The sequence below is a fragment of the Fodinibacter luteus genome (genome assembly GCF_039541575.1).
Taxonomy (GTDB): domain Bacteria; phylum Actinomycetota; class Actinomycetes; order Actinomycetales; family Dermatophilaceae; genus Fodinibacter; species Fodinibacter luteus.
Genome location: NZ_BAABGM010000025.1, coordinates 46,559 through 70,254, shown reverse-complemented (window position 1 = coordinate 70,254; position 23,696 = coordinate 46,559). Strand labels below are relative to the sequence as shown.

Genomic DNA, 23,696 nt, shown 5'->3' with positions numbered 1-23,696 from the left:
TCAGGGCCGCGCCGGTCGTCAGGGACGCGCCGCGAGGCGCTCGATGAGTGTCGTCGGGCCGCTGACGATGAGCACGTCGTGCGCCGAGACCTTCGTCGACGGCACGGCATACGTGAAGTCCTCGCCCGGCGCCTTGACCCCGACGACGGTGACGCCGTACTTGCTGCGGATGCCGCTCTGCTCGAGCGTGAACCCGATCGTCTCGCTCGGGGGGCGCATCTTGACGATCGCGAACCCGTCGTCGAACTCGATGTAGTCCTGCATCCGGCCGCCGACGAGGTGGGCGACCCGGCGCCCGGTGTCGGCCTCGGGGCGCACGATGTGGTGGATGCCGATCCGGTCGAGGATGCGCGCGTGCTCGGGTGAGAGCGCCTTGCCCCAGATGTCTTGGACCCCGGCGTCGACGAGGTTGGCCGCGGCGAGCACCGAGGCCTCGACCGACGAGCCGATGGCGACGACGGCGATGGGGAAGCGCCCGGCCTTCGCGTCGCGGATGACGCCGACGTCGCTCGCGTCGCCGTGGATGACGTGGGTGATCCGCCCGAGGAACCGCTCGGCGAGGAAGCCGTCCTTCTCGATGGCGGTGACCTTGTGGCCGAGCCGTCGCAGCTCGAGGGCCGCCGCCGCCCCGAAGCGGCCGAGCCCGATGACGAGCACGTCGTCCTCGTGGGCGGTGCTGCGAGCCATCCTGGTGCCTCTCTCACGGGGAGTCGTGGGACACAAGCCTGCCACGCGCGCTGCCGGGAGTAGCGTGCAGCCATGGCCCCACGGACGAGCGTCGTCTGGGACGAGGTCTTCACGGCGTACGACTTCGGACCCACGCACCCGATGGCACCCGTGCGCCTCGACCTCACGACCCGGCTCTCGCGGGCCCTCGGCGTGCTCGACCACGTCGAGCTGCTCAGCCCCGACGTCGCCGGCGACGACGTCCTCGCCACGGTCCACGACCGCGCGTACATCCGGGCGGTGCGCGCGGCCTCCGACGACCCGTCGGCGGCCGACGTCAACCGCGGGCTCGGCACCGACGACGACCCGGCCTTCCGCGGGATGCACGAGGCCTCGGCGCGCATCGTCCAGGGCACCCTCGACATCTGCCGCCAGGTGTGGCGCGGCGAGATCGACCACGGCGTCAACTTCTGCGGTGGGCTGCACCACGCGATGCGCACCCACGCGTCGGGCTTCTGCATCTACAACGACATCGCGGTCGGCATCCAGTGGCTCCTCGACAACGGCGCCGAGCGGGTCGCCTACGTCGACATCGACGTCCACCACGGTGACGGCGTGGAGCGGATGTTCTGGAACGACCCCCGGGTGCTGACCATCTCCGTCCACGAGAGCGGGCAGCACCTCTTCCCGGGCACCGGGTGGCCGGCCGACGTCGGTGGCCCCTCGGCGCGGGGGGGTGCCGCGAACGTCGCGCTGCCGCCGGGGACGGGGGATGCCGCGTGGCTGCGGTCGATCGAGTCGGTCGTGCACCCGCTCGTGCGGGCCTTCAAGCCCGACGTGCTCGTCAGCCAGCACGGCTGCGACACGCACATGCACGACCCGCTGGCCCACCTCGCCATCACCGTCGACGGCCAGCGGCGGGCCCACGAGTCGGTCCACGACCTCGCCCACGAGACGACGCAGGGCCGGTGGGTGGCGCTCGGCGGGGGCGGGTACGAGCTCGTCGAGGTCGTGCCCCGTTCGTGGACGCACCTGACCGCCATCGCCGCGCACGTGCCGGTGCCGAGCGACACGGCGGTGCCGCAGGAGTGGCTCGGGCACGTCGAACGGTCACTCGGCCGGCAGGCGCCGAGCCGGATGGGTGACCTGCCCGCCGAGCGGCTGCCGATCTGGGTGCAGCCGTGGAACATGGGCCACAACCCCGACAACCCGGTCGACCGAGCGATCCTCGCCACCCGGCAGGCCGTCTTCAGCCACCACGGCCTCGACCCCTGGTTCGACTGACTGCGGATCACCCACGCGAACCGGCGTCCTGGCCGCCCGCCCGCGTGGGTGATGTGCAAGAAGTCGGGGGAAGGGCGGCGTGTCGAGTGGACAGCGGGCGCCAATGTCGCCCATTCCCTTCCCCAGTGGTCACAACTGCCCCTATGGTTGCGCTTGCACGACCGCAGGGAATGCCGGGGCGTCCCGGCGCTGTGGACGGGCAGAAGATCGAGGTCACGATGTCCACGGAGCGTCAGCTCGGCGAGGTCAAGTTCCTCACCGTCGCCGAGGTCGCCGCCATCATGCGCGTCTCGAAGATGACCGTCTACCGCATGGTCCACGCCGGGGAGCTCCCGGCGATCCGCGTCGGTCGGTCCTTCCGGGTGCCGGAGGACGAGGTGCACGCCTACCTGCGCAGCTCGTTCGTCGACACCGCGTGATCGCACCGCGACACCCTGTGTCCGCGAGGGGCGGCCCGCACGTCGGGCCGCCCCTCGCGGCTGCGTCGGCCGGCGACGGTTTGGGGGCGGCGCGCGCGTGCCGGTAGGGTGGGCAGCCGCACCAGACGCACCAGCGACGAGGACATCCCATGGGTTCAGTCATCAAGAAGCGGCGCAAGCGGATGGCGAAGAAGAAGCACCGCAAGCTCCTTCGCAAGACGCGCCACCAGCGCCGCAACAAGAAGTGACCTCGCGTCACCTCTGCACTTCAAAGGTCCCCGCACCGAGGGGGCCTTTGTCGTACCGGGCCAGCCTGTCGGCCCGGCGCAGCGCTGGGTAGGGTCGGGGACGACGGTCGTGACGTGAGGAGCAAGGGCGTGGGGTCAGTGGTGCTCGTGACCGGGGTGTCCCGGTACCTCGGGGGCCTGCTCGCGCGCCGGCTCAGCGCCGACCCCTCCGTCGATCGGGTCGTCGGTGTCGACGTCATCCCCCCGGTCCACGACATCGGCGGGGTCGAGTTCGTGCGGGCCGACATCCGCAACCCGATGATCTCGCGGGTCATCGAGTCCACGGGCGTCGACACGGTCGTGCACATGAACGTCATCGCGACGCCCACCTTCGTCGGGGGGCGCACCCCGCAGAAGGAGATCAACGTCATCGGCACGATGCAGCTGCTCGCGGCGTGCCAGAAGTCGGGCGTCGTGCGGCGGCTCGTCGTCAAGTCCTCCGCCGCCGTCTACGGCTCCACGCCGCGCGACCCGGCGATGTTCACCGAGGACATGGGCGCCAAGCGCACCCCGTCGGGCGGCTTCGGCAAGGACTCGATCGAGGTCGAGGGGTACGTGCGCGGCTTCGCCCGCCGCCGCCCCGACACCGAGATCCTCACCCTGCGCTTCGCGAACATCATCGGCCCGAGGATCCGCACGTCGATCACCGACTACTTCAACCTTCCGGTCATCCCCGTGCCGCTCGGCTACGACGCCCGCATGCAGTTCGTCCACGAGGACGACGCCATCGACGCCCTCGTCCTCGCGACGACGGGTGACGCCACCGGCGTCGTCAACCTCGCCGGCGACGGCGTCGTCACCGTGCTCCAGGCCGCGGCCATCGTGGGCCGCCCGGTCGTGCCGATGCCGCTGCAGACCGCCGGCCTCGTCGGTGGGCTCGCACGCCGCGTCGGGCTCGCCGACTTCTCGCCCGACCAGATGTCCTTCCTCGCGTTCGGTCGCGGCCTCGACACGACCCGGATGCGCCGCACCCTGGGCTTCGACCCGCGGTTCACCTCACGCGGGGCCTTCGAGGACTTCGCCCGCACGGTCGGGCCGGCGGTCCCCGCCGTCGCGGTCATCGGGGATGCCGTGAGCGGAGTCGCCGGCACGGCGAGCCAGGCCGTGCTCGGCCTGCTCGGGGCCGGACGGGGACACTGATGGCGAGCCGACCGGGAGCACTCGCCGCGGGCGCGGCGCGGGCGTCGGGGGAGCGGGCCCGGCGACGGGCGACCCCGCTCATCGGCGCCGAGCCGGTCGTGCCCGCGGGAGCCGAGGGCGACGCCGAGGTGACGAGCCCCGGCGCCGGAACGGCCAGCGGGACGAAGCGACCGCCCGGTCAGCAGCCGGCAGGGGGCACGCGCCCCGCGGCGAGGAAGCCCGGCGCCGCGAAGCAGGCGAAGGCCGCCAAGCAGGGGAAGGCCGCGCAGCAGGCGAAGGGTGCGAAGCAGGGGAAGGGCGCGCAGCAGGGGAAGGGCGCGCAGCAGGCCGTGAGGCGGCCGACCCCGTCGACGACGGCGGGTGCCCCGACCCCGACGCGGGCGCCCGTGCGGACGACGGCGGACACCGCGAGGACGGCGGACGCGACGACGGCAGCCGATGCGACGACGACGGCGGACACCTCGAGGACGACGGCGGACGCGACGACGGCGGCGTCCGGTGCCGGCACCGAGCCGTCAGGGGATGTCGGGACGGACGCGGTGCGCCGCCCGCACCGCCCCGCCCCGCAGGTGCGTTCCGCCCCGTCGCGGGCGGCATCCCGGCAGGCGGGTGAGCGACGCACCCGACCCGGGCCCACGGCATCCGGAGAAACCCCCCGCCGGCCACGGCTCGACCCGCGCGAGAAGGCCCGCCGCGACGCCACGGGCCGGCGCCCGCACCTGCGCATCGCCGAGCCCCCGCTCGACCCCACGGTGCACGACGCCCCTGCCCGCACCGGCCTGCCCCTGCCCGATGTCGGTGACGCCCTCGACGCCGTCGTCGGCATGCTCCGGCTCGGCGCCGAGGCGGCCGGTGTCGCACCCGAGGACGTCGAGCGGCGCATCGCCCAGGTACTGGCCTACATCCGCCGCCGCGTCGACGGGGACTACGAGGTCGACGACTTCGGCTACGACGCCGACTTCACCGAGCACGTCTTCTACCCGATGCTGCGCCCCATCTACCGGCGCTGGTTCCGCGTCGAGGTGCGGGGCATCGAGAACATCCCCTCCGACGGCGGGGCCCTCGTCGTCTCCAACCACTCCGGCACGATCGCCATCGACTCGCTCATGGTGCAGCTCGCGATCCACGACGAGCACCCGCAGCGACGGGTCATGCGCGCCCTCGGCGCCGACCTCGTCTTCCAGACGCCCTTCCTCGGCACCATCGCCCGCCGGTCCGGCTCGACCCTCGCGACGAACGACGACGCCGAACGGCTCTTCCGCCAGGGTGAGCTCGTCGGCGTCTTCCCCGAGGGCTTCAAGGGGGTCGGCAAGCCGTTCCGCGAGCGCTACAAGCTGCAGCGGTTCGGGCGGGGCGGGTTCGTCGCCGCGGCCCTGAGCGCGCAGGTGCCGATCATCCCCTGCTCGGTCGTCGGGGCCGAGGAGATCGCCCCGATCCTCGGCAACATGGGCACCATCGCCCGGCTGCTCGGCCTCCCGTACGCCCCGATCACGCCGACCTTCCCGCTCCTCGGGCCGCTCGGGCTCATCCCGCTGCCGAGCAAGTGGATCATCGAGTTCGGTGCGCCGATCCCCACCGACACCCACGGTGCCGGCGCCGCCGACGACCCCATGCTCGTCTTCGACCTCACCGACCAGGTCCGCGAGACGATCCAGCAGACCCTGTACACCCTGCTCATGCAGCGTCGGTCGGTGTTCTTCTGATGCACCCGGCCCCGGTCCGCGTGACGCTCATCGGCCGTCCGGGGTGCCACCTGTGCGACACCGCCCGGGCGACCGTCGAGCGGGTGAGCGCCGAGCTCGGTGTGGGCTGGGAGGAGCGCTCCGTCGACGCCGACCCCGAGCTGCGCGAACGGTGGGCCGACCAGATCCCCGTCACGCTCGTCGACGGGCGGCAGCACGACTACTGGCGGGTCGACGAGGCCCGGCTGCGGGCGGCGCTCTCGGTGCCGCCCGGCACGCGCTGACCCTCGCCGCCCCGCGACGCACCCATCAGCAGCCCCCCGAGGGCGAGCAGCCACAGGTACCACGCGGTGTAGACGTTGAGTCCCCAGAACTCCAGGGTCGCGAGGCCGACGGCGGTCGCCGTGGGGACCGCGAGGGCCCACGCTCCGGCCAGGCCGAGCCCGAGGAGGGCGAACCACCTCGGCACGCGGCGCGACCGGAGCAGGAGGATGGCGACCCCCACCGCCCAGATGCCCTGGAGCAGCCAGCCCAGGTGCTCGCCGAGCGCGCCCCCGGCATACCCGTTGAGGCCGTCGTACGCCGCAGCCGTGGCCTCGCGCTGGGTGGCGGTCGCAGCAGCGTCGGTCCAGGCGTCGGCGAGGCCGGGCACGGCGATCGGCCACCGCACCCACCCGAGCATCTGGGCGAAGGCGCCGAGGATGCCGAGGACGGCCACGGAGACGGAGGCCGGGGAGTGGCGGCCGATGAGGTCGTGCAGGCCGACGGCGGCAGGGATGAGGAGCAGGCTCGCCAGGAGGAAGAGGTAGAAGCCGAAGCGGACCCACGCCTGGGCCTCGACGAAGGCGTCGAGCGCGCTCGTCCCGGGGTCGTCCAGCACGGCCGGCCACCCGAACTGCGTGCCGAGCACGAGGTAGCCGCCGAGGCTGAGCACCGCCGAGGCGACGAGGAGGGCGCCCGTTCCCGCCGGCCGGCGCATCACCGTGCCCCTGCCTGGACGGTGGTGGTCCGCGCGGCCCGCACGACGCGGGCCACGGTGACGTCCCAGTCCTCCGGCCCCCACCCGACGTGGCTGGTCGTGGCCGCGTCGTCGACGACGAACGGGGCGGTGAACTGGTAGGCGGTTCCGGACAGCTGCCGGAGCATGGGGGCGACCACCCCGGCCGCGCGCAGGGCCCTCGGGCCGAGCACCCGCACCCGGGGCGTCGCGACACCCGCAGCGCCGGCGACGTCGGCGAGCGCCTCCCGCTGGGTGCGTGGCGGCGCCGTCGGCACGAGCCACGCCCGCCCGTGCGCCCGGTCGTCCCCGGCCAGGTCGACGAGGAGGCGCGCGGTGTCGTGGGTCGTCGTCCAGCTGTGCGGCTGGTCGGCCGCGCCGAGGACCCACGCCGTGCGCCCCTCGAGGACGGCAGGGGCGTTGCGCGCGAGGTGCGAGTTGCTCCCGGCGTCGGCGTAGTCGCTCGAGCGCACCTCGACCACGCGCACGCGACCGGCCTCGTGGGCCGCGAGGGCGTCCCGCCACATGCGGACCCGGACCTCCCCCTTGTGGTCGCACGGAGCCAGCGGGGTGTCCGGGCCGATGGGGCCGCTGACCCGCCCGTACCCGTAGAGGTTGCTCACCGTGGCGAGCACCGCGCCCGAGGATGCCGCCGCGTCGAGCAGGGCTGCCGCGATGGGCGGCCAGTCGGTGTCCCACCGGGTGTAGGCGGGGTTGGCGCAGTTGTAGACGGCCACGGCGCCGGTGGCGAGCGAGCGCATCCGCGCCGCGTCGGAGGCGTCGGCGGCGACCCGCTCGACCGCGGGGTGGTCCGGTCCCCCTCCCGACCGCGTGACGACGCGGACGGAGGCGCCGGCCTCCGCGAGCAGCAGGGCGGTGCGGGTGCCGACCGGCCCCGCTCCGACGACGAGATGGGTGCTCATGACGGTCTCCTTGTGATCAGTGCTCTCTGTTGTGATCAGTGAACACCCATGAGCCGAGAAGTGCAAGAGCATTGCTCTCTCGACAGGGCACTGCTCACCGGATGTGCTTGACTGGCTCCCATGGCGACCACCGGGCGAGCCCAGCGCGTGCGGGAGCGGGCTCGCGCCGAGATGCGCACCGAGATCCTCGACGCCGCCCGACGGCAGCTGGCGCAGGAGGGGGTGGCGGGGCTGTCGCTGCGCGCGGTGGCCCGAGAGGTCGGGATGGTCTCGTCCGCGGTCTACCGCTACTTCGACAACCGCGACGCCCTGCTCACCGCGCTCATCATCGACGCCTACGACTCCCTCGGCGGGGCGGTCGAGACCGCGGAGGCGCTCGTGCCCCGGGGTGACCTGCTCGCGCGCTGGCGGACGATCGCCGGCACGGTGCGCACCTGGGCGCTCGAGAACCCGTCGCTCTACGCGCTCGTCTACGGCTCGCCCGTCCCGGGCTACTCGGCACCCCAGGACACCGTCGGGCCGGCGACGCGGGTGACCCGCCTCCTCGCCCTCCTGCTCCAGGACATCGTCCGCGCCGAGACCGAGACCGAGGCCGAGGCCGAGGCCGACACCGAGACCGCGGCCGACGCCGAGACCGCGGCCGACGCCGAGACCGCGGCCGGCACCGGCACCGCGGCCGACACCGGCACCGCGGCCGGCACCGGCACCGTGGATGCCGTCGACGCCGCGGTCCCCGACCCCCACCTCTCGCCCGGCGCCGCGCAGGGGCTGGCCCCCCTCGTGGCGTTCCTGGGGCCGGGCACGACGCACGAGCGGGCGCTCGGGGGGCTCATGGCGTGGACCTGGCTCTTCGGTGCCGTCTCCTTCGAGCTCTTCGGGCAGCTCACCGGCGCCGTCGAGGACGAGCGGCGGGGCGCGGTCTTCGAGGCCGAGGTGGAGCGTGCGGCCGGGTGGCTGGGCCTCCCGGCCGCACCGCCACCCGCGGCGCGCACCGGGCGGTCGGACGCTGCCCGGCGCCCATAGCACACCCGGGAGTGAGGAGTCTCACGGGGTCCAACACGACTTTGTGCGGGCGTTCACATGACCGTACGCTGACGGTCTCACCCGCGAGCCGGGCCGCCCTGAAGCGTGCGACCCCCGTCCTCCACCGGCTTCGCGGAGTGCGCGAAAGGAGTCGGTGACCGCCCGTGTCCGCCGCAGCGACCGCCCGCCGGGAGATCCCGGAGGCCTCGGTGGCCCGCCTCCCCGGGTACCTGCGGGCGCTGACCTCCCTCGCCCGCGACGGCATCGCCTCCGTGAGCTCCGAGGAGCTCGCCGCCGCGGCCGGCGTGAGCTCGGCGATGCTGCGCAAGGACCTGTCGCACCTCGGCTCCTACGGCGTGCGGGGGGTCGGCTACGACGTCGAGCGGCTCGCCTCCGAGATCACCTCCGCCCTCGGCCTCACCCAGGACTGGCCGGTGGCCATCGTCGGGATGGGCAACCTGGGGCGGGCGCTCGCGGCCTACCGTGGCTTCGCCGAGCGGGGCTTCCGGGTCATCGCGCTCCTCGACGGCGACCCGCGGGTCGTCGGCGAGGAGGTCGCCGGCCAGCGGGTGCGGCCGATGGCCGACCTGCCCGCCCTCGTCACCGAGGAGGGCCTGGCGATCGGCGTCATCGCGACGCCGTCCGACGGGGCGCAGCAGGCGTGCGACGACCTCGTCGCGGCGGGCGTGCGGTCGGTGCTCAACTTCGCCCCCGCGGTGATCGCCGTCCCGGACGGGGTCGTCGTGCGCAAGGTCGACCTGTCGACCGAGCTGCAGATCCTCGCCTTCCACGGACAGCGGGTCGCGGTCGAGGAGGTCGTCGCCCCGTGAGCCTCGTCGTCCTCGGGCTGTCCCACCACGGGGCCCCGCTCTCGCTCCTCGAGTCCGTCGCGCTCGACCCCGACGCGCGCACCGCGCTCGAGGCCGAGGTGCTGCGCTCCGAGCACGTCACCGAGGTCGTCGTCGTCTCGACGTGCAACCGCACCGAGGTGTACGCCGAGTGCCTGACCTTCCACGGTGCACTCACCGACATCACCGTCGCCCTCGCGCAGCGGTGCGGCGTCGACCGGGCCGAGCTGCAGCCGCACCTGTTCGTGCACTACGAGGAGCGCGGCATCGCCCACGCGTTCACCGTCGCGTCCGGCCTGGACTCGATGGCCGTCGGCGAGGCCCAGATCCTCGGACAGGTACGCCGCTCGCTCGCCCGCGCCCAGGCCCACGGTCACGTCGGGCCGGCCCTCAACGGCGTCTTCCAGCAGGCGCTGCGGGTCGCCAAGCGCGTGCACACCGAGACCGGGATCGACCTCGTGAGCGGATCGCTCGTCCAGGCCGGGCTGAGCCGTGCCGAGACCGAGCTCGGGGACCTCGGCGGGCTGTCCGTGCTCGTCGTCGGCGCCGGTGGGATGGGCGCCCTCGCGGCGGCGACGGTCTCCCGGGTGGGAGCCCGCACGGTCGTCGTCGCCAACCGCAACCACGACCGGGCGAGGGTTGTCGCCGAGCGGGTCGGGGGGTCGGCACGCCGGCTCGCCGAGCTGCGGGCCGCCCTCGCCGAGGCCGACGTCGTCATCTCCTCGACCGGCGCGCCCGGCGTCGTCGTCCTCGCCGACGACGTCCGAGACGCCCTCGGGGCCAGGGAGGGACGCCCCCAGGTCTACGTCGACCTCGCCCTGCCGCACGACATCGACCTCGCCGTCGCCGAGCTCGAGGGCGCGACGCGCGTCGGGCTCGCCGAGCTCGGCGAGGACCTCGCCGACGCCGGGTCGGCCCCGCAGGTCGCGGACGCGGCGGACCTCGTGACCGCGGAGGTCGCCGCGTACCTCCTCGCCCGCTCGGCGGAGGCCGTCGCCCCGACCGTCACCGCACTGCGCACCCACGCCGGTGAGCTCGTCGAGGAGGAGCTGCGTCGCCTCGAACGCCGTACCCCCCACCTCAGCGACACCGAGCGCGCCGAGGTGCGACGCGCCGTCGAGCGGGTCGTCGACAAGCTGCTCCACACCCCGACGGTCCGGGTCAAGGAGCTCGCCCGCGACGGCCAGGGCGGCAGCTACGCCCGGGCCCTCAGCGAGCTGTTCGACCTCGACCCGCGCGACGTCTCGCTCGTGTCCGCCCCGCCCGCGATCCCCGGGGACGAGACGTGAGCGTGCTGCGCCTCGGCACCCGCCGCTCCGCCCTCGCGACGACCCAGTCGTCGTGGGTGGCCGACCGGCTGCGGGCGCTCGGCCACGACGTCGAGCTCGTCGAGGTGACGACGGAGGGCGACCGCGACCGCACGACCCCGCTCGCCCGGCTCGGGGGCACCGGGGTGTTCGTCTCGGCCCTGCGCGCCGCGCTCGCCGAGGGGCGGGTCGACCTCGCCGTGCACTCGCTCAAGGACCTCCCGACGGCCCCGGACGAGTCGACGACCGTGGCTGCCGTCCCGACGCGCGAGGACCCCCGCGACGCGCTCGTCGCCCGTGACGGCCTCACCCTCGGCGAGCTGCCCGCCGGCGCGACCGTCGGCACCGGGTCGCCGCGCCGTCGTGCCCAGCTCGAGGCGCTCGGGCTCGGGCTCGTCGTGACCCCGCTGCGGGGCAACGTCGACACCCGGCTGCGCCAGGTCTCGCAGGGGCGGCTGGATGCCGTCGTGCTCGCCGCCGCGGGGCTGCGCCGCCTCGGCCGCATCGACGAGGCCACCGAGCTGCTCGACCCGCTCCAGATGCTGCCGGCACCCGGCCAGGGGGCACTCGCCGTCGAGGTCCGCGCCGGCGATGCGGCGACCGCTGCGGCCGTCGCCGCGCTGGACGACGCCGACACGCGAGCGTGCACGACGGCGGAGCGGGTGCTCCTCGCCGAGCTCGAGGCGGGGTGCTCGGCGCCGGTCGGCGCCCTCGCCGAGGTCGTCGAGGGGCTCGAAAGCCCCGAGCTGTCCCTGCGCGCCGTCGTCACGACCCCCGACGGCACCGCCGACCTGCGGCGCTCCCTCGTCGGCGACCCCGGCGACCCCGGTGCCCTCGGGCGCCGGCTCGCCCGGCTCCTCCTCGACGACGGCGCCGCCGACCTCATGACCGGCGCCGAGCCGCCGGCTGCGTCCCCGACCGACCCGACGACCCCGCTGCCCACGACCGACCCCATCGCAACGGAGCATGCACCGTGAGCCCCACGCGCTCGACCACCCCATCCACCAAGACCCCCGCTCGCGTCGCCTTCGTCGGCGCCGGCCCCGGCGACCCGGGGTTGCTCACCGTGCGGGCCGGCGAGCTGCTCGCCACGGCCGACGCCGTCGTCATCGACCAGGTCGCCCGCGAGGCCGTCGTCGAGCGCTGGTGCCGTCCCGAGGTGGACGTCGTCGACGCCGGTCACGGCGACCACGGCGAGCGGCTGACCCACGCCTCGCGCGCCAAGCTCGTCGTGCGCGCCGCCAAGGCCCACCCCGGTGGCCTCGTCGTGCGGCTCATGGACGGCGACCCCGCCGTGTTCAACGGCCTCGCCGAGGAGGCCCGGGCCTGCGCGCGGGCCGGCATCCCCTTCGAGGTCGTGCCGGGCGTCAGCTCGGTGACGGCCGTGCCGTCCTACGCCGGGGTGCCGCTCACGTCGAGCGCCTCGACCGGCATCCACGTCGTCGTCGCCGGCGCCCGCGGCACCGACCTGTCCGGTGCCGTCGACCCCACCGTGACCGTCGTCGTCATCGGCCCGCCCGACAAGGCCGCGCAGACCCTCGACGCGCTCGTCGCCGCCGGTCGCGACGCGTCGACCCCGGTGGCCGTGACCGAGCGAGGCACGACGACCGAGCAGCGCACCATCACGACGACGCTCGACGCCGCCGGCGAGACGATGGCCGACGGCCGCTTCCCCGTGCTGGCCGTCGTGGGGTCCACTGTCACCATGCGCGAGACGCTCTCGTGGTTCGAGACCAAGCCGCTCTTCGGCTGGCAGGTGCTCGTGCCGCGCACGAAGGAGCAGTCGGCGTCCACGATCGCCCGCCTCGAGCACCACGGGGCCCACGCCGCCGTCGTGCCGACGATCTCGGTCGAGCCGCCGCGCACGCCGCAGCAGCTCGAGCGGGCCGTCAAGGGGATGGTCACCGGTCGCTACGAGTGGGTGGGCTTCACCTCGGTCAACGCGGTGCGAGCCATCCGCGAGAAGTTCGACGAGTTCGGGCTCGATGCCCGCTCGTTCGCCGGCCTCAAGGTCGCCGCCGTCGGCGGGGTCACCGCCCAGGCGCTGCGCGACTGGGGTATCACGCCCGACCTCGTGCCGTCGGGCGAGCAGTCGGCGCGCGGCCTGCTCGAGGAGTGGCCGGCCTTCGACGCCGACCTCGACCCGATCGACCGGGTCTTCCTGCCCCGGGCCGACATCGCCACCGAGACCCTCGTCGCCGGCCTGCAGGACATGGGCTGGGAGGTCGACGACGTCACGGCCTACCGCACCGTGCGTGCCGCCCCGCCGCCGGCCGAGGTGCGCGACGCCATCAAGAACGGCTCGTTCGACGCGGTGCTCTTCACCTCGAGCTCGACGGTGCGCAACCTCGTCGGGATCGCCGGCAAGCCGCACCCGACGACGGTCGTCGCGTGCATCGGCCCGGCGACCGCGAAGACCGCCGAGGAGCACGGCCTGCGGGTCGACGTCCTCGCCCCGGAGGCGACCGCCGACGCGCTCGTCGACGCGCTCGCCGACCACGGCCGCTCGCTCGCGCTCGCGGCGCAGGAGGCCGGCGAGGCCGTGCTGCGCCCGAGCCAGCGCCGGCCCGGCGGTCGCCGCCGGGCCACCTGATGGGGTTCCCGTCCGCGCGACCGCGCCGGCTGCGACGCACCCCGGCCCTACGCCGGCTCGTTGCCGAGACGCGGCTGCACCCGGCCGACCTCGTCCTGCCCGTCTTCGTCCGTGAGGGCATCGACACCCCCGTCGCGATCTCGGCGATGCCGGGGGTCGTGCAGCACACGCTCGACTCGCTCGTCGACGAGGCCCGGCGCTGCGTCGCCGCCGGCCTGGGCGGGATCATGGTCTTCGGCGTGCCCCAGGCCAAGGACGCGCGCGGCTCGGGCGCGGACGCGCCGGACGGCATCCTCAACGTCGCCCTGTCCCGGCTCGTCGAGGAGGTGGGCGACGACCTCGTCGTCATGGCCGACCTGTGCCTCGACGAGTTCACCGACCACGGCCACTGCGGGGTCCTGGCCGCCGACGGCTCGGTCGACAACGACGCGACGCTCGAGCGCTACGCGTCGATGGCACTCGCCCAGGCCGGCACCGGGGCGGCCGTGCTCGGGCTCTCCGGGATGATGGACGGTCAGGTCGGGTTCGTGCGCTCTGCGCTGGATGCCGCGGGGTACCCCGACACGGTGATCCTCGCCTACGCCGCGAAGTACACCTCCGGCCTCTACGGCCCGTTCCGCGAGGCGGTGCAGTCCTCGCTCGTCGGGGACCGGGCGACGTACCAGCAGGACCCCGCGAACGGCACCGAGGCGCTGCGCGAGCTCGAGCTCGACATCGCCGAGGGCGCCGACATCGTCATGGTCAAGCCCGCCGGCCCCCACCTCGACGTCATCGCGGCGGCAGCGGCGATGTCGCCGGTCCCCGTCGCGGCGTACCAGATCTCGGGGGAGTACGCGCAGGTCGAGGCGGCGGCCGAGCGCGGCTGGGTCGACCGCGACCGGGTCATGCTCGAGAGCCTCGTCAACATCCGCCGGGCCGGGGCGCAGGTCGTGCTCACCTACTACGCCCTCGAGGCGGCAACCCGGCTCTGAGGCCGGCCACCCGGCATCCGGATCCTCGGAGTCAGGAGCAGTTCGCGGGCTCAGGAGGTCCCCGCCTAGTCAGGGCCGTAGACGCCCCTGACTCCGCGCAGTGCTCCTGACTCCGCGAGAGGGAGGGGTGCGGGTGCAGGGGTGCAGCGGTACGGGGAGACGGGCAGGCCGCCGCCCTGCCCCGGTCGGGGAGGACGGCGGCCGCGGTGCTCCGGAGGAGGGATCCGGAGCGGGGGACGGAGCTCAGGCCTGCTTGGCGAGCTGCACGTCGAGGACGAGCTTGATCTTCTCGGAGACGAGGACGCCGCCCTTCTCGAGGGCCGCGTTCCAGGTCAGGCCCCAGTCGGTGCGGTTGAGCTCGCCCTCGGCCTCGAATGCGGCCTTCTCGTTGCCCCACGGGTCGGTGGCGACACCGTTGAACTCGACGTCGAGGGTGACCGGCTTGGTGACGCCCTTGATCGTGAGCTCGCCGATGAGGGTCTCACCGTCGAAGGAGGTGCTGCGGAAGCTCATCTCGGGGAACTTCTCGACGTCGAAGAAGTCCTCGCCGCGCAGGTGGGCGTCGCGGTCGGCCGTGCCGGTGGAGACCGAGGCGGTCTTGATCGTGACGTCGGCGACGGACTGGGTGACGTCGTCGGCGACGACGACGGTGCCGGACACGTCGTCGAACGAGCCACGGACCTTGCTCACCATGAGGTGGCGGGCCACGAAGCCGACCTCGGTGTGGGTGGGGTCGATGGCCCAGGTGCCGGTGCCGAGGCCCTTCAGGGTGGTGTCGGTGATCGTCATGTCGTGCTCCTTGATGTCGGTGGTGCCACGGTAGTTGACTGTTCAACCAACCGCGAGGCCGCTGGCATTCCGCCGTCTCACGATGTGGGACAAGCGCTCCCGTCCCGTGGCCGGCGCCGGATGCCCGAACCGGCGGCGGGCGGTGACCCCGACGTGGAACGATGAGCCCATGGCGAGCGAGGAACCGCGGTGGCTGACCGAGGCCGAGCAGCGCTCGTGGCGCGCCTACCTGCGGGGCAACCGCGAGCTCGACGTCGCCCTCGACCGCGACCTGCACGCCGTCGGCGTCAGCCTGCCGGAGTACGAGCTGCTCTCGATGCTGTCCGAGGCCCCGACGGGCCAGCTGCGGATGTCGGCGCTCGCTGCGCTCATCGTCCAGTCGCGCAGCCGGGTCACCCACACGGCGGTGCGCCTCGAGCGGCGCGGCTGGGTGCGTCGCACGCCCGCTCCCGACGACGGCCGGGGCGTGCTGCTCCGCCTCACCGAGGACGGGCGACGGGCGATCACCGAGTTCGCCGTCGTCCACGTCGAGAGCGTGCGCCGGCACCTCGTCGACGTGCTCACCCCCGAGCAGTTCGCGGCGCTCGGCGACGCCATGACGGCGGTCCGCGAGGCCTACGCGGCCGAGTGCCGAGCGGCCGGCGCCCATTCCTGAGCCGGTCGGCTGCGAGGATGGGGCGGTGACGCCCGCCGACCCCACGAGCCCCCTGTCCCAGCCGGGCGACGCCCCGGCATCCGCCGCCCTGCTCGAGCGCGCCCGCGCCGTGACGCCCGGCGGGGTCAACTCGCCGGTGCGCGCCTTCCGGGCCGTCGGCGGCACCCCGCGGTTCATGGCGAGCGGGCGGGGACCGTGGCTCACGGACGTCGACGGGCGCGAGTACGTCGACCTCGTGTGCAGCTGGGGGCCGATGATCCTCGGGCACGCCCACCCGGCGGTGCTCGAGGCCGTGCGCGACGCGGCGGGGCGGGGCTTCTCGTTCGGGACGCCGAGCGAGAACGAGGTGCTCCTCGCCGAGGAGATCGTCGACCGCGTGGGGCCGGTCGACCGGGTGCGCCTCGTCTCGAGCGGCACGGAGGCGACGATGAGCGCCATCCGCCTCGCGCGTGGCTTCACCGGGCGGTCGCTCGTCGTCAAGTTCGCCGGGCACTACCACGGGCACGTCGACTCCCTCCTCGTCAGCGCCGGCTCCGGCCTCGCGACGTTCGCGCTGCCCGACTCGGCCGGCGTGCCGGCGGAGATGGCCGCCGAGACGATCGTCGTGCCGTACAACGACGTGCCCGCGCTCGAGGCGGTCTTCGCCGCCCGTGGGGGCGAGATCGCCTGCGTCATCACCGAGGCGGCGGCGGGGAACATGGGCGTCGTCCCCCCGCAGCCGGGGTTCACGCAGGCGCTGCGCCGGGTCACCGCGGAGCACGGGGCGCTGCTCGTCTCCGACGAGGTCATGACGGGGTTCCGCGTCGGCCGGGCCGGGTGGTGGGGCCACGAAGGCGTCGACGTCGCCCCCGACCTCATGACCTTCGGCAAGGTCATGGGTGGCGGCTTCCCCGCGGCGGCCTTCGGCGGCCGCGCCGACGTCATGGCCCTCCTCGCGCCGGACGGGCCCGTCTACCAGGCCGGCACCCTGTCCGGGAACCCGGTCGCCACCGCCGCCGGGCTGGCGACGCTGCGCGCCTGCGACGACGCCCTCTACGCCCGGCTCGGCGAGGTCGCGCGCGCGATCGCCGACGCGGCATCCGCCGCCCTCTCGGATGCCGGGGTGCCGCACCGCGTGCAGTGGGCCGGCTCGATGTTCTCCGTGTTCTTCCGTGAGGGCGAGGTGCGCACCTACGACGACGCGCGCGCGCAGGATGCCGCGGCGTTCGGCCGCTTCTTCCACGCGATGCTCGACGCGGGGGTGTACCTGCCGCCGAGTGCGTTCGAGTCGTGGTTCGTCTCGGGTGCGCACGACGACGCCGCGGTCGAGCGGGTCGTCGCTGCCCTGCCCGCGGCGGCGCGGGCCGCGGCCTCGGGGAGCTGACGCGCTCGGCTCCGGTCCGCCGCGCCGTCTGGCGCCTCCGGCCCGATCGCGGGATGCTGGCGGGGAGCACCTGACGACGCGACCCCGGGCAGGGAGGTTCCATGAGCACGACAGCGAGCCAGGACGAGGCGGCCGAGGCCAGGCGGGGGTCGTTCTCCGGCCGGCGGGTCTTCATCCTCGCGGCGATCGGCTCCGCCGTTGGCCTGGGCAACATCTGGCGGTTCCCGTACGTCGCCTACGACAACGGGGGCGGGGCGTTCATCCTCCCGTACCTCGTGGCCCTGCTCACGGCGGGGATCCCGTTCCTCTTCCTCGAGTACGCGCTCGGGCACCGCTACCGGGGGTCGGCCCCCCTGTCGTTCGCCCGCCTGTCACGGCGCACCGAGGGCCTGGGCTGGTGGCAGGTCGGCATCTGCTTCATGATCGCCGTCTACTACGCCGCGGTCATCGCCTGGGCCCTGAGCTACACCGTCCTCTCGTTCACCCGGGCCTGGGGCGAGGACCCGAACGCCTACTTCTTCGGCGACCTCCTCCAGGCGGGGGACCCCGGCGTGACCCTCGACTTCGTGCCCCGGGTGCTCCTCCCGCTGGCCGTCGTCTGGGTCGCGCTCATCGCCGTGCTCGCCCTCGGGGTGCAGCGCGGCGTCGGTGCCACGTCGGTCATCTTCATCCCCGTGCTCGTCATCGCCTTCGCCGTGCTCGTCGTGCAGGCCCTGCGGCTCCCGGGGGCGGGCGCGGGCCTGGACGCCCTCTTCGCGCCGGACTGGTCGGCCCTGGCCGAGCCGGCCGTCTGGGCGGCGGCCTACGGCCAGATCTTCTTCTCGCTGTCCATCGGCTTCGGCATCATGATCACGTACTCGTCCTACGTGCACCGGCGTACCGACATGACGGGCTCGGCCATGGTCGTCGGCTTCTCGAACTCGGGCTTCGAGCTGCTCGCCGGCATCGGCGTGTTCGCCGCCCTCGGCTTCATGGCCCAGGCGTCCGGGGTCGCCGTCGGCGAGGTGGCGACCTCGGGCATCGGCCTGGCCTTCATCGCCTTCCCGACGATCGTCAACGAGGCCCCGGCGGGTGCGGTCATCGGGGTGCTCTTCTTCGCCTCGCTCGTCATGGCCGGCTTCACCTCGCTCGTCAGCGTGCTCGAGGTCGTCATCTCCGCGGTCCGCGACAAGTTCGAGCTGAGCCGGCTGCGCTCCACCCTCGTCGTCACGGTGCCGTGCGCGCTGCTCAGCCTCATCGGCTTCAGCACGACGAGCGGCATCTACGTCCTCGACATCCTCGACCACTTCATCAACCGGTTCGGCATCCTCCTCGTCGCGGTCGTCAGCATGGTCGTCCTCGCCTGGGGCGTGCGCGCCCTGCCCCGCCTGAGGGACCACCTCAACCGCGACGGCTCGGTGCCGGTGCGTGGCTGGTGGATCGTCCTCATGTCCGTGGTGACGCCGCTCGTGCTCGGCTTCGTCCTCGTCCGCGAGCTCTGGGCGGTGCTCCAGGAGCCCTACGAGGGCTACCCGCAGTGGATGCTCCTCGTCTTCGGCTGGCTCGCCGCCCTGCTCGTCGCGGTGGGCGGCTTCGTCATCGCCCGGGTGCCGTGGCGCTCGCAGACCCGCATCGACGGCTATGACGACGACGAACCCGTCGCCACGACCACCCCGGGAAGGGACCTGTGATGTCGACCGAAGCCATCGTCATGATGCTCCTCGCCATCGTCGTCGTGTGGGGCGGCCTCGTCGCGGCGCTCCTCCACCTGCGCCGCGCGGACCGCGAGGACGCCATCGAGCAGGAGATGCACCGAGACCTCTGACAGGAGGCCCCGGGACCTGTGACGCCAGACCCCGGGACCTGTGACGGCAGAGCTCAGGGACGGCGAGGTCATGATGATCGAGCCGTGGCGCGCGAGCGTCTTCCCGGTCATCGGCAGAGCCGAGGGAAACCGGGGTCCTGACCCCGGTTTCCCCGAGGCTTGTCGGGTCGTGCGCCCGGCCCGCCCCTCGTCCACCGGGCGTCGGTCCGGGCCACCGTCCGCCGGCGGGGAGGGGTGCCGTCGCACCCAGACTCGTTTGCGACAATCGGGCGCATGACGACCTCCCCGACGGCCGGCGGACCGGGTGCCGACGACCCGAAACGCACCGTCGTGCACCTGCTGCGCCACGGCGAGGTCCACAACCCGCACCGCCTCCTCTACGGTCGCCTGCCCGGCTACCACCTCTCGGCGCTCGGCCGCGACATGGCCGAGCTCGCAGCAGACCACCTCGGCGACCACGACATCACGCACGTCGTGTCGAGCCCGCTCGAGCGCGCCCGCGAGACGGCCGCCCCGGTCGCGCAGGAGCACGGGCTCGAGGTGACCCTCGACGAGCGGGTCATCGAGGCGGACAACGAGTTCGAGGGCCTGCCCGTCGCCGGAGGCGCCGGGCTGCTGCGCCACCCCCGCCTGTACCCGAAGATGCTCAACCCGTTCCGGCCCTCGTGGGGCGAACCCTATGTCGAGATCGTCGAGCGGATGCGCCTCGCGATCGTCGACGCGCGGGCCGCCGCCCGGGGCCACGAGGCGGTCATCGTGAGCCACCAGGCGCCGATCTGGATGATCCGGCTCGCCACCGAGGGCAGGCCGCTCTGGCACAACCCGGCCCGCCGTGAGTGCGCCCTCGCCTCGCTCACCTCGTTCACCTTCCTCGACGACGAGCTGCTGTCGCTGTCCTACAGCGAGCCCGCCGCCGCGCTGCTCGACCAGGCCCAGCCCGGGGCGGGCGCATGAGCGCACGACCCCCCGCCCGGCTCGCCGGGTGGCTGGCCGCCCTCGCCCTCGTCCTCGGAGCCGCGGCCTGCTCGCAGGACCCGAACTCCGTCGCGGCCCAGGCCAAGGCGGGCGACCAGAAGGGCTACGTCTCCGGCGACGGCGCCGTCGAGACCATCCCCGAGGCCGACCGCGCCGAGCCGGTCGAGCTGAGCGGCGAGCTGCTCGACGGCACCGCCTGGGACAGCGCCTCCGCCCGCGGCGAGGTGCTCGTCGTCAACGTCTGGGGGTCGTGGTGCGCGCCGTGCGTCGCCGAGGCGCCCGACCTGCAGCGGGTCTGGTCCGACCTGGAGGCCGAGCGCGCCCCCGTGCAGTTCATGGGCATCGACTTCCGCGAGGACCCCGCGCGTGGCGCCGCGTTCGCGAAGAAGGCCGGCATCACCTACCCGAGCCTCAGCGACGAGTCCGGGGTCCTCATCCTCGCGCTCCAGGGCAAGGCCCCGACCGTGCCGACGACCCTCGTGCTCGACACCGAGGGGCGGATCGCCGCGCGGGTCAACGGTCCCGTCTCGGCGAGCACCCTGCGTGGGCTCGTCGACGACGTCGTCGCCGAGTCGTGACGCCGGTCGCCGCCCCCGCGGCCGTGCTCGCGGCCAGCGGTGACACGGTCACCTCGGGCGCCCTGCCGCTCGCCGTGGCGGTCGCGGCCCTGGCCGGCCTCGTCTCGTTCGCCAGCCCGTGCGTGCTGCCCCTCGTGCCCGGGTTCCTCGGCTACGTCAGCGGCCTCACCGGCGAACCCCTCGCCGAGCGGTCCCGAGGCCGGATGGTGACCGGCGCACTCCTCTTCGTCCTCGGCTTCACCCTCGTCTTCGTGCTCGGCTCGATCTTCGTGACGACGGCGGGCCGGGCGCTCGTCGAGCACCGCACCCTGCTCATGCGAGCCGGTGGGGTCGTCGTCATCGTCATGGGGCTGGTCTTCCTCGGGGTCGGTGCCCAGCGCGAGGCGCGGATCCGCTGGCGGCCCCGCGCCGGACTGGCCGGTGCCCCCGTGCTCGGCGCGGTGTTCGCGCTCGGGTGGGCGCCGTGCACTGGGCCGACCCTGGCCGCCGTCCTCGTCATGGCGACGGCCACGGCGGACCCGCAGCTCGGGCGCAGCGTCGTGCTCGCGACGGCGTACGGGATCGGGCTCGGCCTGCCGTTCCTCCTCATCGCGGCGGGCCTGGACCGGGCCGGCCGCGCCTCGGACTGGGTGCGGCGCCACCAGCGGGCGATCCAGGTCGTCGGTGGCGTCATGCTCGTCGTCGTCGGCGTGCTGCTCCTCACCGGCGTGTGGGAGGAGCTCAACCGGTGGATCCAGGCCGAGCTCGTGAGTGGCTTCGAGGTGTCGCTGTGAGCACCGGGACCGCACCGCGCACCCGCCCGGACGTCGCCCAGCCGCGCCTCGGCCCCCTCGGGTGGCTGCGGTGGACGTGGCGTCAGCTGACGAGCATGCGGACCGCGCTCTTCCTCCTCCTGCTCCTCGCGATCGGTGCGGTGCCGGGCTCGACGTTCCCGCAGCGCTCGATCGACCCGGCGCGCACCGCCCAGTGGATCGCCGACCATCCCACGGCCGGGCCGGTGCTCGACCGCCTCGGCTTCTTCGAGGTCTACGCGTCACCGTGGTTCGCCGCGATCTACCTCCTGCTCTTCGTCTCGCTCATCGGCTGCGTCCTGCCGCGCACGAGGATCCTCTGGCACCAGGTGCGCTCGGCCCCGCCCCGGGCACCGCGGCGGCTCGAGCGGCTCGCGGCCCACCGGATGCTCGAGGTCGAGGGTGACCCCGAGCAGGTGCGCGAGGCCCTGCGCGGTGTCCTGCGCCGCCGCCGCTACCGCGTGCACGCCCATGACGGCCAGACGCTGTCGGCCGAGAAGGGCTACCTGCGCGAAACGGGCAACCTCGTCTTCCACGTCGCACTCATCGGCATCCTCGTCGGGGTGGCCTGGGGCCACCTGCTCGGGTGGAAGGGAGACGTCATCCTGCCCGTGGGCAAGACCTTCGCCAACACCCTCTCGCGCTACGACACCTTCAGCCCCGGGCCATGGGTCGACGTCAACGACCTCGCCCCGTTCACGATCGGCCTGGACCGCCTCGACGTCGAGTTCGAGACGCAGACCCAGGGGGCCGGCCAGTTCGGGGCCCCGCGCGACTTCGAGGCGTCGACGACGTTCACCCCGCCCGACGGGCCGGCGGAGCAGCGCTCGATCCGCGTCAACCACCCCCTCGAGACCGGCGACGGCACCGTCTTCCTCCTCGGCAACGGCTACGCCCCGACGATCACCGTCCGCGACGCCGAGGGCACCGTCGTGTACTCCGACGCGACGCCGTTCCTGCCGCAGGACGACACCTACACCTCGGTCGGCGCGGTCAAGGTTCCGGGCGCCTCGCCCCAACAGCTCGGGTTCGCCGGCTTCTTCCTGCCGACCGGGGTCATCGACGACGAGCGGGGTCCCCACTCGGTCTTCCCCGACCTGCTCGACCCCCAGCTGGCGCTCACGGCGTTCGAGGGCGAGCTCTTCCCGAGCGGACGCCCGCAGTCCGTGTACTCCCTCGACACCGAGGCGATGACGGCCGTGCCGGGCGCCGACGGGGCCGACCAGCTGCGCATCCTGCTGCGACCCGGGGAGACGTACGAGCTGCCCGGGGGGCGCGGCTCGATCACGTTCGACGGCGTGGAGCGCTTCGCCGGCCTGTCGGTGCGCACCGACCCGGGCAAGTCCCTCACCCTCGTCGCCGCCCTGCTGAGCCTCGCCGGCCTCGTCGCCTCCCTCGTCGTGCGGCGTCGAAGGGTCTTCGTGCGGGTTGGGCCGGGGGAGCGACCGGGTCGTACTGTGGTCTCCGTCGGAGGCCTGGCCAAGGACGACGACGAGGGGATGCCCGACGAGCTCGACGGGCTCCTCACCGCACTCGAAGGAACGCGATGACCGACCAGACCCTCGCCCAGCTGTCCAACACGGCGATCTACTCCGCGATGGTGGTGCTCACCCTTGCGATGCTCGCGTACGCCGTGCACCTCGCCCGGCTCGCCCCCACGCGGGATGCCGTCGACGTCGCCACGCGCGACCGCGCACTCGTCGGCGCCGGCGTGGGCGAGACGGCCACCGGTGAGGCGGTGGCCGGTGAGACGGTCGCCGGTGAGGCGGTGGACGGTGAGCCGGCGGAGGGGGAGGCGACCGGCACGGCATCCACGCCGCCGGGCACCCGTGAGGAGGAGCCGCTCGGCGCCCGAAAGGCCGCCGGCATCGGCTGGATGCTCACCCTGCTCGCCACCGCCCTCGTCGTCGCCGGTGTCGTGCTGCGGGCCGCCGAGGTGCACCGCTGGCCGCTGGGGAACATGTACGAGTTCGCGATCGTCGGGGCGATGTTCGTGCTCGTCGCGTACTGCGCCTGGGCGGTGCGCCGCGACCTGCGCTGGCTCGGCCTGTTCGTCGTCGCCCCGGTGCTGCTCAACCTCGGGCTCGCGATCACCGTCTGGTACACCGACGCCTCCGAGCTCATGCCGTCGCTGCGCTCGGTGTGGCTCGCCATCCACGTCGCCGTCGCGACGCTGTCGGTCGCGGTCTTCACCATCGGCTTCTCGCTCGGCATCCTCTACCTCGTCCAGGCCCGGCTCGAGGCCGACCCGGCGCACCGCCGCAGCTTCATGGACCGGCTGCCCGACGCGCGCGCGCTCGAGCGGCTCACCTACGCCACGCACGTCGTCGCGTTCCCGCTCTGGACCTTCACCGTCATCGCCGGGGCGATCTGGGCCCGCCAGGCCTGGGGCTCGTACTGGAACTGGGACCCCAAGGAGGTGTGGAGCTTCGTCATCTGGGTCGTCTACGCGGCCTACCTGCACGCCCGCGCGACGACCGGGTGGAAGCGCCAGAACGCCGTCTGGATCGCCCTCGCCGGCTACGCCTGCATCATCGTCAACTTCGCGGTCGTCAACGTGTTCTTCGTCGGCCAGCACTCCTACTCGGGACTCTGATCGCA

General features: G+C 73.9%; 25 protein-coding genes. 21 read left to right on the top strand and 4 right to left on the bottom strand.

What is annotated here, in order from left to right:
- Positions 1-18: 18 nt before the first annotated feature.
- The gene (locus ABD899_RS17290) at positions 19-687 is read right to left on the bottom strand and encodes a potassium channel family protein (RefSeq protein WP_345208300.1); all 669 of its coding nucleotides are present in this window, start codon (positions 685-687) and stop codon (positions 19-21) included.
- Between the two features lie 72 nt (positions 688-759).
- Here ABD899_RS17290 and ABD899_RS17285 point away from each other — a divergent pair, with 72 nt between their 5' ends.
- The 6 genes from ABD899_RS17285 to ABD899_RS17260 all read left to right on the top strand — a co-directional run bounded on the left by ABD899_RS17285 (position 760) and on the right by ABD899_RS17260 (position 5,762).
- Positions 760-1,950, top strand: coding sequence for an acetoin utilization protein AcuC (locus tag ABD899_RS17285; protein ID WP_345208298.1), 1,191 nt, complete (start codon positions 760-762; stop codon positions 1,948-1,950).
- A gap of 218 nt (positions 1,951-2,168) precedes the next feature.
- The gene (locus tag ABD899_RS17280; protein WP_345208296.1) at positions 2,169-2,369 is read left to right on the top strand and encodes a helix-turn-helix domain-containing protein; all 201 of its coding nucleotides are present in this window, start codon (positions 2,169-2,171) and stop codon (positions 2,367-2,369) included.
- 149 nt (positions 2,370-2,518) lie between these two features.
- Entirely contained in the window at positions 2,519-2,617 is a 99-nt protein-coding gene (locus tag ABD899_RS17275; RefSeq protein WP_003792170.1) for a 30S ribosomal protein bS22, read from the top strand.
- Between the two features lie 129 nt (positions 2,618-2,746).
- Positions 2,747-3,796 (top strand): SDR family oxidoreductase, encoded by a 1,050-nt coding sequence (locus ABD899_RS17270; protein ID WP_345208294.1) that lies wholly within the window; start codon positions 2,747-2,749, stop codon positions 3,794-3,796.
- Complete coding sequence (locus ABD899_RS17265; RefSeq protein ID WP_345208292.1) at positions 3,796-5,499, top strand: lysophospholipid acyltransferase family protein; 1,704 nt, start codon at positions 3,796-3,798, stop codon at positions 5,497-5,499. The genes ABD899_RS17270 and ABD899_RS17265 overlap by 1 nt, the downstream gene beginning before the upstream one ends.
- On the top strand, positions 5,499-5,762 hold the full coding sequence (locus ABD899_RS17260; protein ID WP_345208290.1) for a glutaredoxin family protein: 264 nt from the start codon (positions 5,499-5,501) through the stop codon (positions 5,760-5,762). Before ABD899_RS17265 ends, ABD899_RS17260 begins: the two co-directional genes overlap by 1 nt.
- On the opposite strand, the gene ABD899_RS17255 is transcribed toward ABD899_RS17260, so the two are convergent.
- Together ABD899_RS17255 and ABD899_RS17250 are read right to left on the bottom strand one after the other, a co-directional pair.
- Positions 5,699-6,457, bottom strand: coding sequence for a DUF4386 domain-containing protein (locus ABD899_RS17255; protein ID WP_345208288.1), 759 nt, complete (start codon positions 6,455-6,457; stop codon positions 5,699-5,701). The two genes, ABD899_RS17260 and ABD899_RS17255, sit on opposite strands and share 64 nt — an antisense overlap.
- The gene (locus ABD899_RS17250; protein WP_345208286.1) at positions 6,457-7,398 is read right to left on the bottom strand and encodes an FAD-dependent monooxygenase; all 942 of its coding nucleotides are present in this window, start codon (positions 7,396-7,398) and stop codon (positions 6,457-6,459) included. Before ABD899_RS17250 ends, ABD899_RS17255 begins: the two co-directional genes overlap by 1 nt.
- A 120-nt stretch (positions 7,399-7,518) precedes the next feature.
- Here ABD899_RS17250 and ABD899_RS17245 point away from each other — a divergent pair, with 120 nt between their 5' ends.
- The 6 genes from ABD899_RS17245 to hemB all read left to right on the top strand — a co-directional run bounded on the left by ABD899_RS17245 (position 7,519) and on the right by hemB (position 14,140).
- A complete protein-coding gene (locus tag ABD899_RS17245; RefSeq protein WP_345208284.1) occupies positions 7,519-8,421 on the top strand; it encodes a TetR/AcrR family transcriptional regulator in 903 nt (300 codons plus the stop codon).
- Positions 8,422-8,585: 164 nt separating this feature from the next.
- On the top strand, positions 8,586-9,251 hold the full coding sequence (locus ABD899_RS17240) for a redox-sensing transcriptional repressor Rex (protein WP_345208282.1): 666 nt from the start codon (positions 8,586-8,588) through the stop codon (positions 9,249-9,251).
- Positions 9,248-10,558: a glutamyl-tRNA reductase gene (locus ABD899_RS17235; protein WP_345208280.1), complete on the top strand. Its 1,311-nt coding sequence runs from the start codon at positions 9,248-9,250 to the stop codon at positions 10,556-10,558. Before ABD899_RS17240 ends, ABD899_RS17235 begins: the two co-directional genes overlap by 4 nt.
- Positions 10,555-11,553 carry a hydroxymethylbilane synthase gene (gene hemC / locus ABD899_RS17230; protein WP_345208278.1) on the top strand — a complete coding sequence of 333 codons (999 nt, stop codon included), beginning with the start codon at positions 10,555-10,557 and terminating at the stop codon, positions 11,551-11,553. Before ABD899_RS17235 ends, hemC begins: the two co-directional genes overlap by 4 nt.
- Positions 11,550-13,169, top strand: coding sequence for a bifunctional uroporphyrinogen-III C-methyltransferase/uroporphyrinogen-III synthase (locus tag ABD899_RS17225; protein ID WP_345208276.1), 1,620 nt, complete (start codon positions 11,550-11,552; stop codon positions 13,167-13,169). The genes hemC and ABD899_RS17225 overlap by 4 nt, the downstream gene beginning before the upstream one ends.
- Positions 13,169-14,140, top strand: coding sequence for a porphobilinogen synthase (hemB, locus tag ABD899_RS17220; RefSeq protein ID WP_345208275.1), 972 nt, complete (start codon positions 13,169-13,171; stop codon positions 14,138-14,140). The genes ABD899_RS17225 and hemB overlap by 1 nt, the downstream gene beginning before the upstream one ends.
- A 243-nt stretch (positions 14,141-14,383) precedes the next feature.
- Here the strand turns inward: hemB and ABD899_RS17215 are convergent, their stop codons facing one another.
- The gene (locus ABD899_RS17215) at positions 14,384-14,929 is read right to left on the bottom strand and encodes a YceI family protein (RefSeq protein WP_345208274.1); all 546 of its coding nucleotides are present in this window, start codon (positions 14,927-14,929) and stop codon (positions 14,384-14,386) included.
- Between the two features lie 169 nt (positions 14,930-15,098).
- Here ABD899_RS17215 and ABD899_RS17210 point away from each other — a divergent pair, with 169 nt between their 5' ends.
- The 9 genes from ABD899_RS17210 (at position 15,099) to ccsB (ending at position 23,691) form a co-directional block, all read left to right on the top strand.
- Positions 15,099-15,584 (top strand): MarR family winged helix-turn-helix transcriptional regulator, encoded by a 486-nt coding sequence (locus ABD899_RS17210; RefSeq protein ID WP_345208273.1) that lies wholly within the window; start codon positions 15,099-15,101, stop codon positions 15,582-15,584.
- A gap of 25 nt (positions 15,585-15,609) precedes the next feature.
- A complete protein-coding gene (gene hemL, locus ABD899_RS17205) occupies positions 15,610-16,947 on the top strand; it encodes a glutamate-1-semialdehyde 2,1-aminomutase (protein WP_345208271.1) in 1,338 nt (445 codons plus the stop codon).
- Between the two features lie 101 nt (positions 16,948-17,048).
- Entirely contained in the window at positions 17,049-18,617 is a 1,569-nt protein-coding gene (locus ABD899_RS17200; RefSeq protein WP_345208269.1) for a sodium-dependent transporter, read from the top strand.
- Positions 18,617-18,751 carry a methionine/alanine import family NSS transporter small subunit gene (locus tag ABD899_RS17195; protein ID WP_345208267.1) on the top strand — a complete coding sequence of 45 codons (135 nt, stop codon included), beginning with the start codon at positions 18,617-18,619 and terminating at the stop codon, positions 18,749-18,751. The genes ABD899_RS17200 and ABD899_RS17195 overlap by 1 nt, the downstream gene beginning before the upstream one ends.
- 273 nt (positions 18,752-19,024) lie before the next feature.
- Positions 19,025-19,705, top strand: coding sequence for a histidine phosphatase family protein (locus tag ABD899_RS17190; protein ID WP_345208265.1), 681 nt, complete (start codon positions 19,025-19,027; stop codon positions 19,703-19,705).
- On the top strand, positions 19,702-20,304 hold the full coding sequence (locus tag ABD899_RS17185; RefSeq protein WP_345208263.1) for a TlpA family protein disulfide reductase: 603 nt from the start codon (positions 19,702-19,704) through the stop codon (positions 20,302-20,304). Before ABD899_RS17190 ends, ABD899_RS17185 begins: the two co-directional genes overlap by 4 nt.
- Entirely contained in the window at positions 20,301-21,077 is a 777-nt protein-coding gene (locus ABD899_RS17180; RefSeq protein WP_345208261.1) for a cytochrome c biogenesis CcdA family protein, read from the top strand. Before ABD899_RS17185 ends, ABD899_RS17180 begins: the two co-directional genes overlap by 4 nt.
- Positions 21,074-22,645: a cytochrome c biogenesis protein ResB gene (resB, locus tag ABD899_RS17175; RefSeq protein ID WP_345208259.1), complete on the top strand. Its 1,572-nt coding sequence runs from the start codon at positions 21,074-21,076 to the stop codon at positions 22,643-22,645. The genes ABD899_RS17180 and resB overlap by 4 nt, the downstream gene beginning before the upstream one ends.
- Positions 22,642-23,691 (top strand): c-type cytochrome biogenesis protein CcsB, encoded by a 1,050-nt coding sequence (gene ccsB / locus ABD899_RS17170; protein WP_345208257.1) that lies wholly within the window; start codon positions 22,642-22,644, stop codon positions 23,689-23,691. Before resB ends, ccsB begins: the two co-directional genes overlap by 4 nt.
- Positions 23,692-23,696: the final 5 nt, after the last annotated feature.

What these genes read in the sequence shown, in the direction of transcription:
- hemB (WP_345208275.1), top strand. Translation starts at nt 13,169, where the DNA reads ATGGGGTTCCCGTCCGCGCGACCGCGCCGGCTGCGACGCACCCCGGCC.
- ABD899_RS17285 (WP_345208298.1), top strand. Translation starts at nt 760, where the DNA reads ATGGCCCCACGGACGAGCGTCGTCTGGGACGAGGTCTTCACGGCGTAC.
- ABD899_RS17260 (WP_345208290.1), top strand. Translation starts at nt 5,499, where the DNA reads ATGCACCCGGCCCCGGTCCGCGTGACGCTCATCGGCCGTCCGGGGTGC.
- ABD899_RS17195 (WP_345208267.1), top strand. Translation starts at nt 18,617, where the DNA reads ATGTCGACCGAAGCCATCGTCATGATGCTCCTCGCCATCGTCGTCGTG.
- ABD899_RS17275 (WP_003792170.1), top strand. Translation starts at nt 2,519, where the DNA reads ATGGGTTCAGTCATCAAGAAGCGGCGCAAGCGGATGGCGAAGAAGAAG.
- ABD899_RS17185 (WP_345208263.1), top strand. Translation starts at nt 19,702, where the DNA reads ATGAGCGCACGACCCCCCGCCCGGCTCGCCGGGTGGCTGGCCGCCCTC.
- ABD899_RS17265 (WP_345208292.1), top strand. Translation starts at nt 3,796, where the DNA reads ATGGCGAGCCGACCGGGAGCACTCGCCGCGGGCGCGGCGCGGGCGTCG.
- ABD899_RS17245 (WP_345208284.1), top strand. Translation starts at nt 7,519, where the DNA reads ATGGCGACCACCGGGCGAGCCCAGCGCGTGCGGGAGCGGGCTCGCGCC.
- ABD899_RS17210 (WP_345208273.1), top strand. Translation starts at nt 15,099, where the DNA reads ATGGCGAGCGAGGAACCGCGGTGGCTGACCGAGGCCGAGCAGCGCTCG.
- ABD899_RS17255 (WP_345208288.1), bottom strand. Translation starts at nt 6,457, where the DNA reads ATGCGCCGGCCGGCGGGAACGGGCGCCCTCCTCGTCGCCTCGGCGGTG.
- ABD899_RS17290 (WP_345208300.1), bottom strand. Translation starts at nt 687, where the DNA reads ATGGCTCGCAGCACCGCCCACGAGGACGACGTGCTCGTCATCGGGCTC.
- ABD899_RS17200 (WP_345208269.1), top strand. Translation starts at nt 17,049, where the DNA reads ATGAGCACGACAGCGAGCCAGGACGAGGCGGCCGAGGCCAGGCGGGGG.
- ABD899_RS17190 (WP_345208265.1), top strand. Translation starts at nt 19,025, where the DNA reads ATGACGACCTCCCCGACGGCCGGCGGACCGGGTGCCGACGACCCGAAA.
- ABD899_RS17215 (WP_345208274.1), bottom strand. Translation starts at nt 14,929, where the DNA reads ATGACGATCACCGACACCACCCTGAAGGGCCTCGGCACCGGCACCTGG.
- ABD899_RS17250 (WP_345208286.1), bottom strand. Translation starts at nt 7,398, where the DNA reads ATGAGCACCCATCTCGTCGTCGGAGCGGGGCCGGTCGGCACCCGCACC.
- ccsB (WP_345208257.1), top strand. Translation starts at nt 22,642, where the DNA reads ATGACCGACCAGACCCTCGCCCAGCTGTCCAACACGGCGATCTACTCC.
- ABD899_RS17280 (WP_345208296.1), top strand. Translation starts at nt 2,169, where the DNA reads ATGTCCACGGAGCGTCAGCTCGGCGAGGTCAAGTTCCTCACCGTCGCC.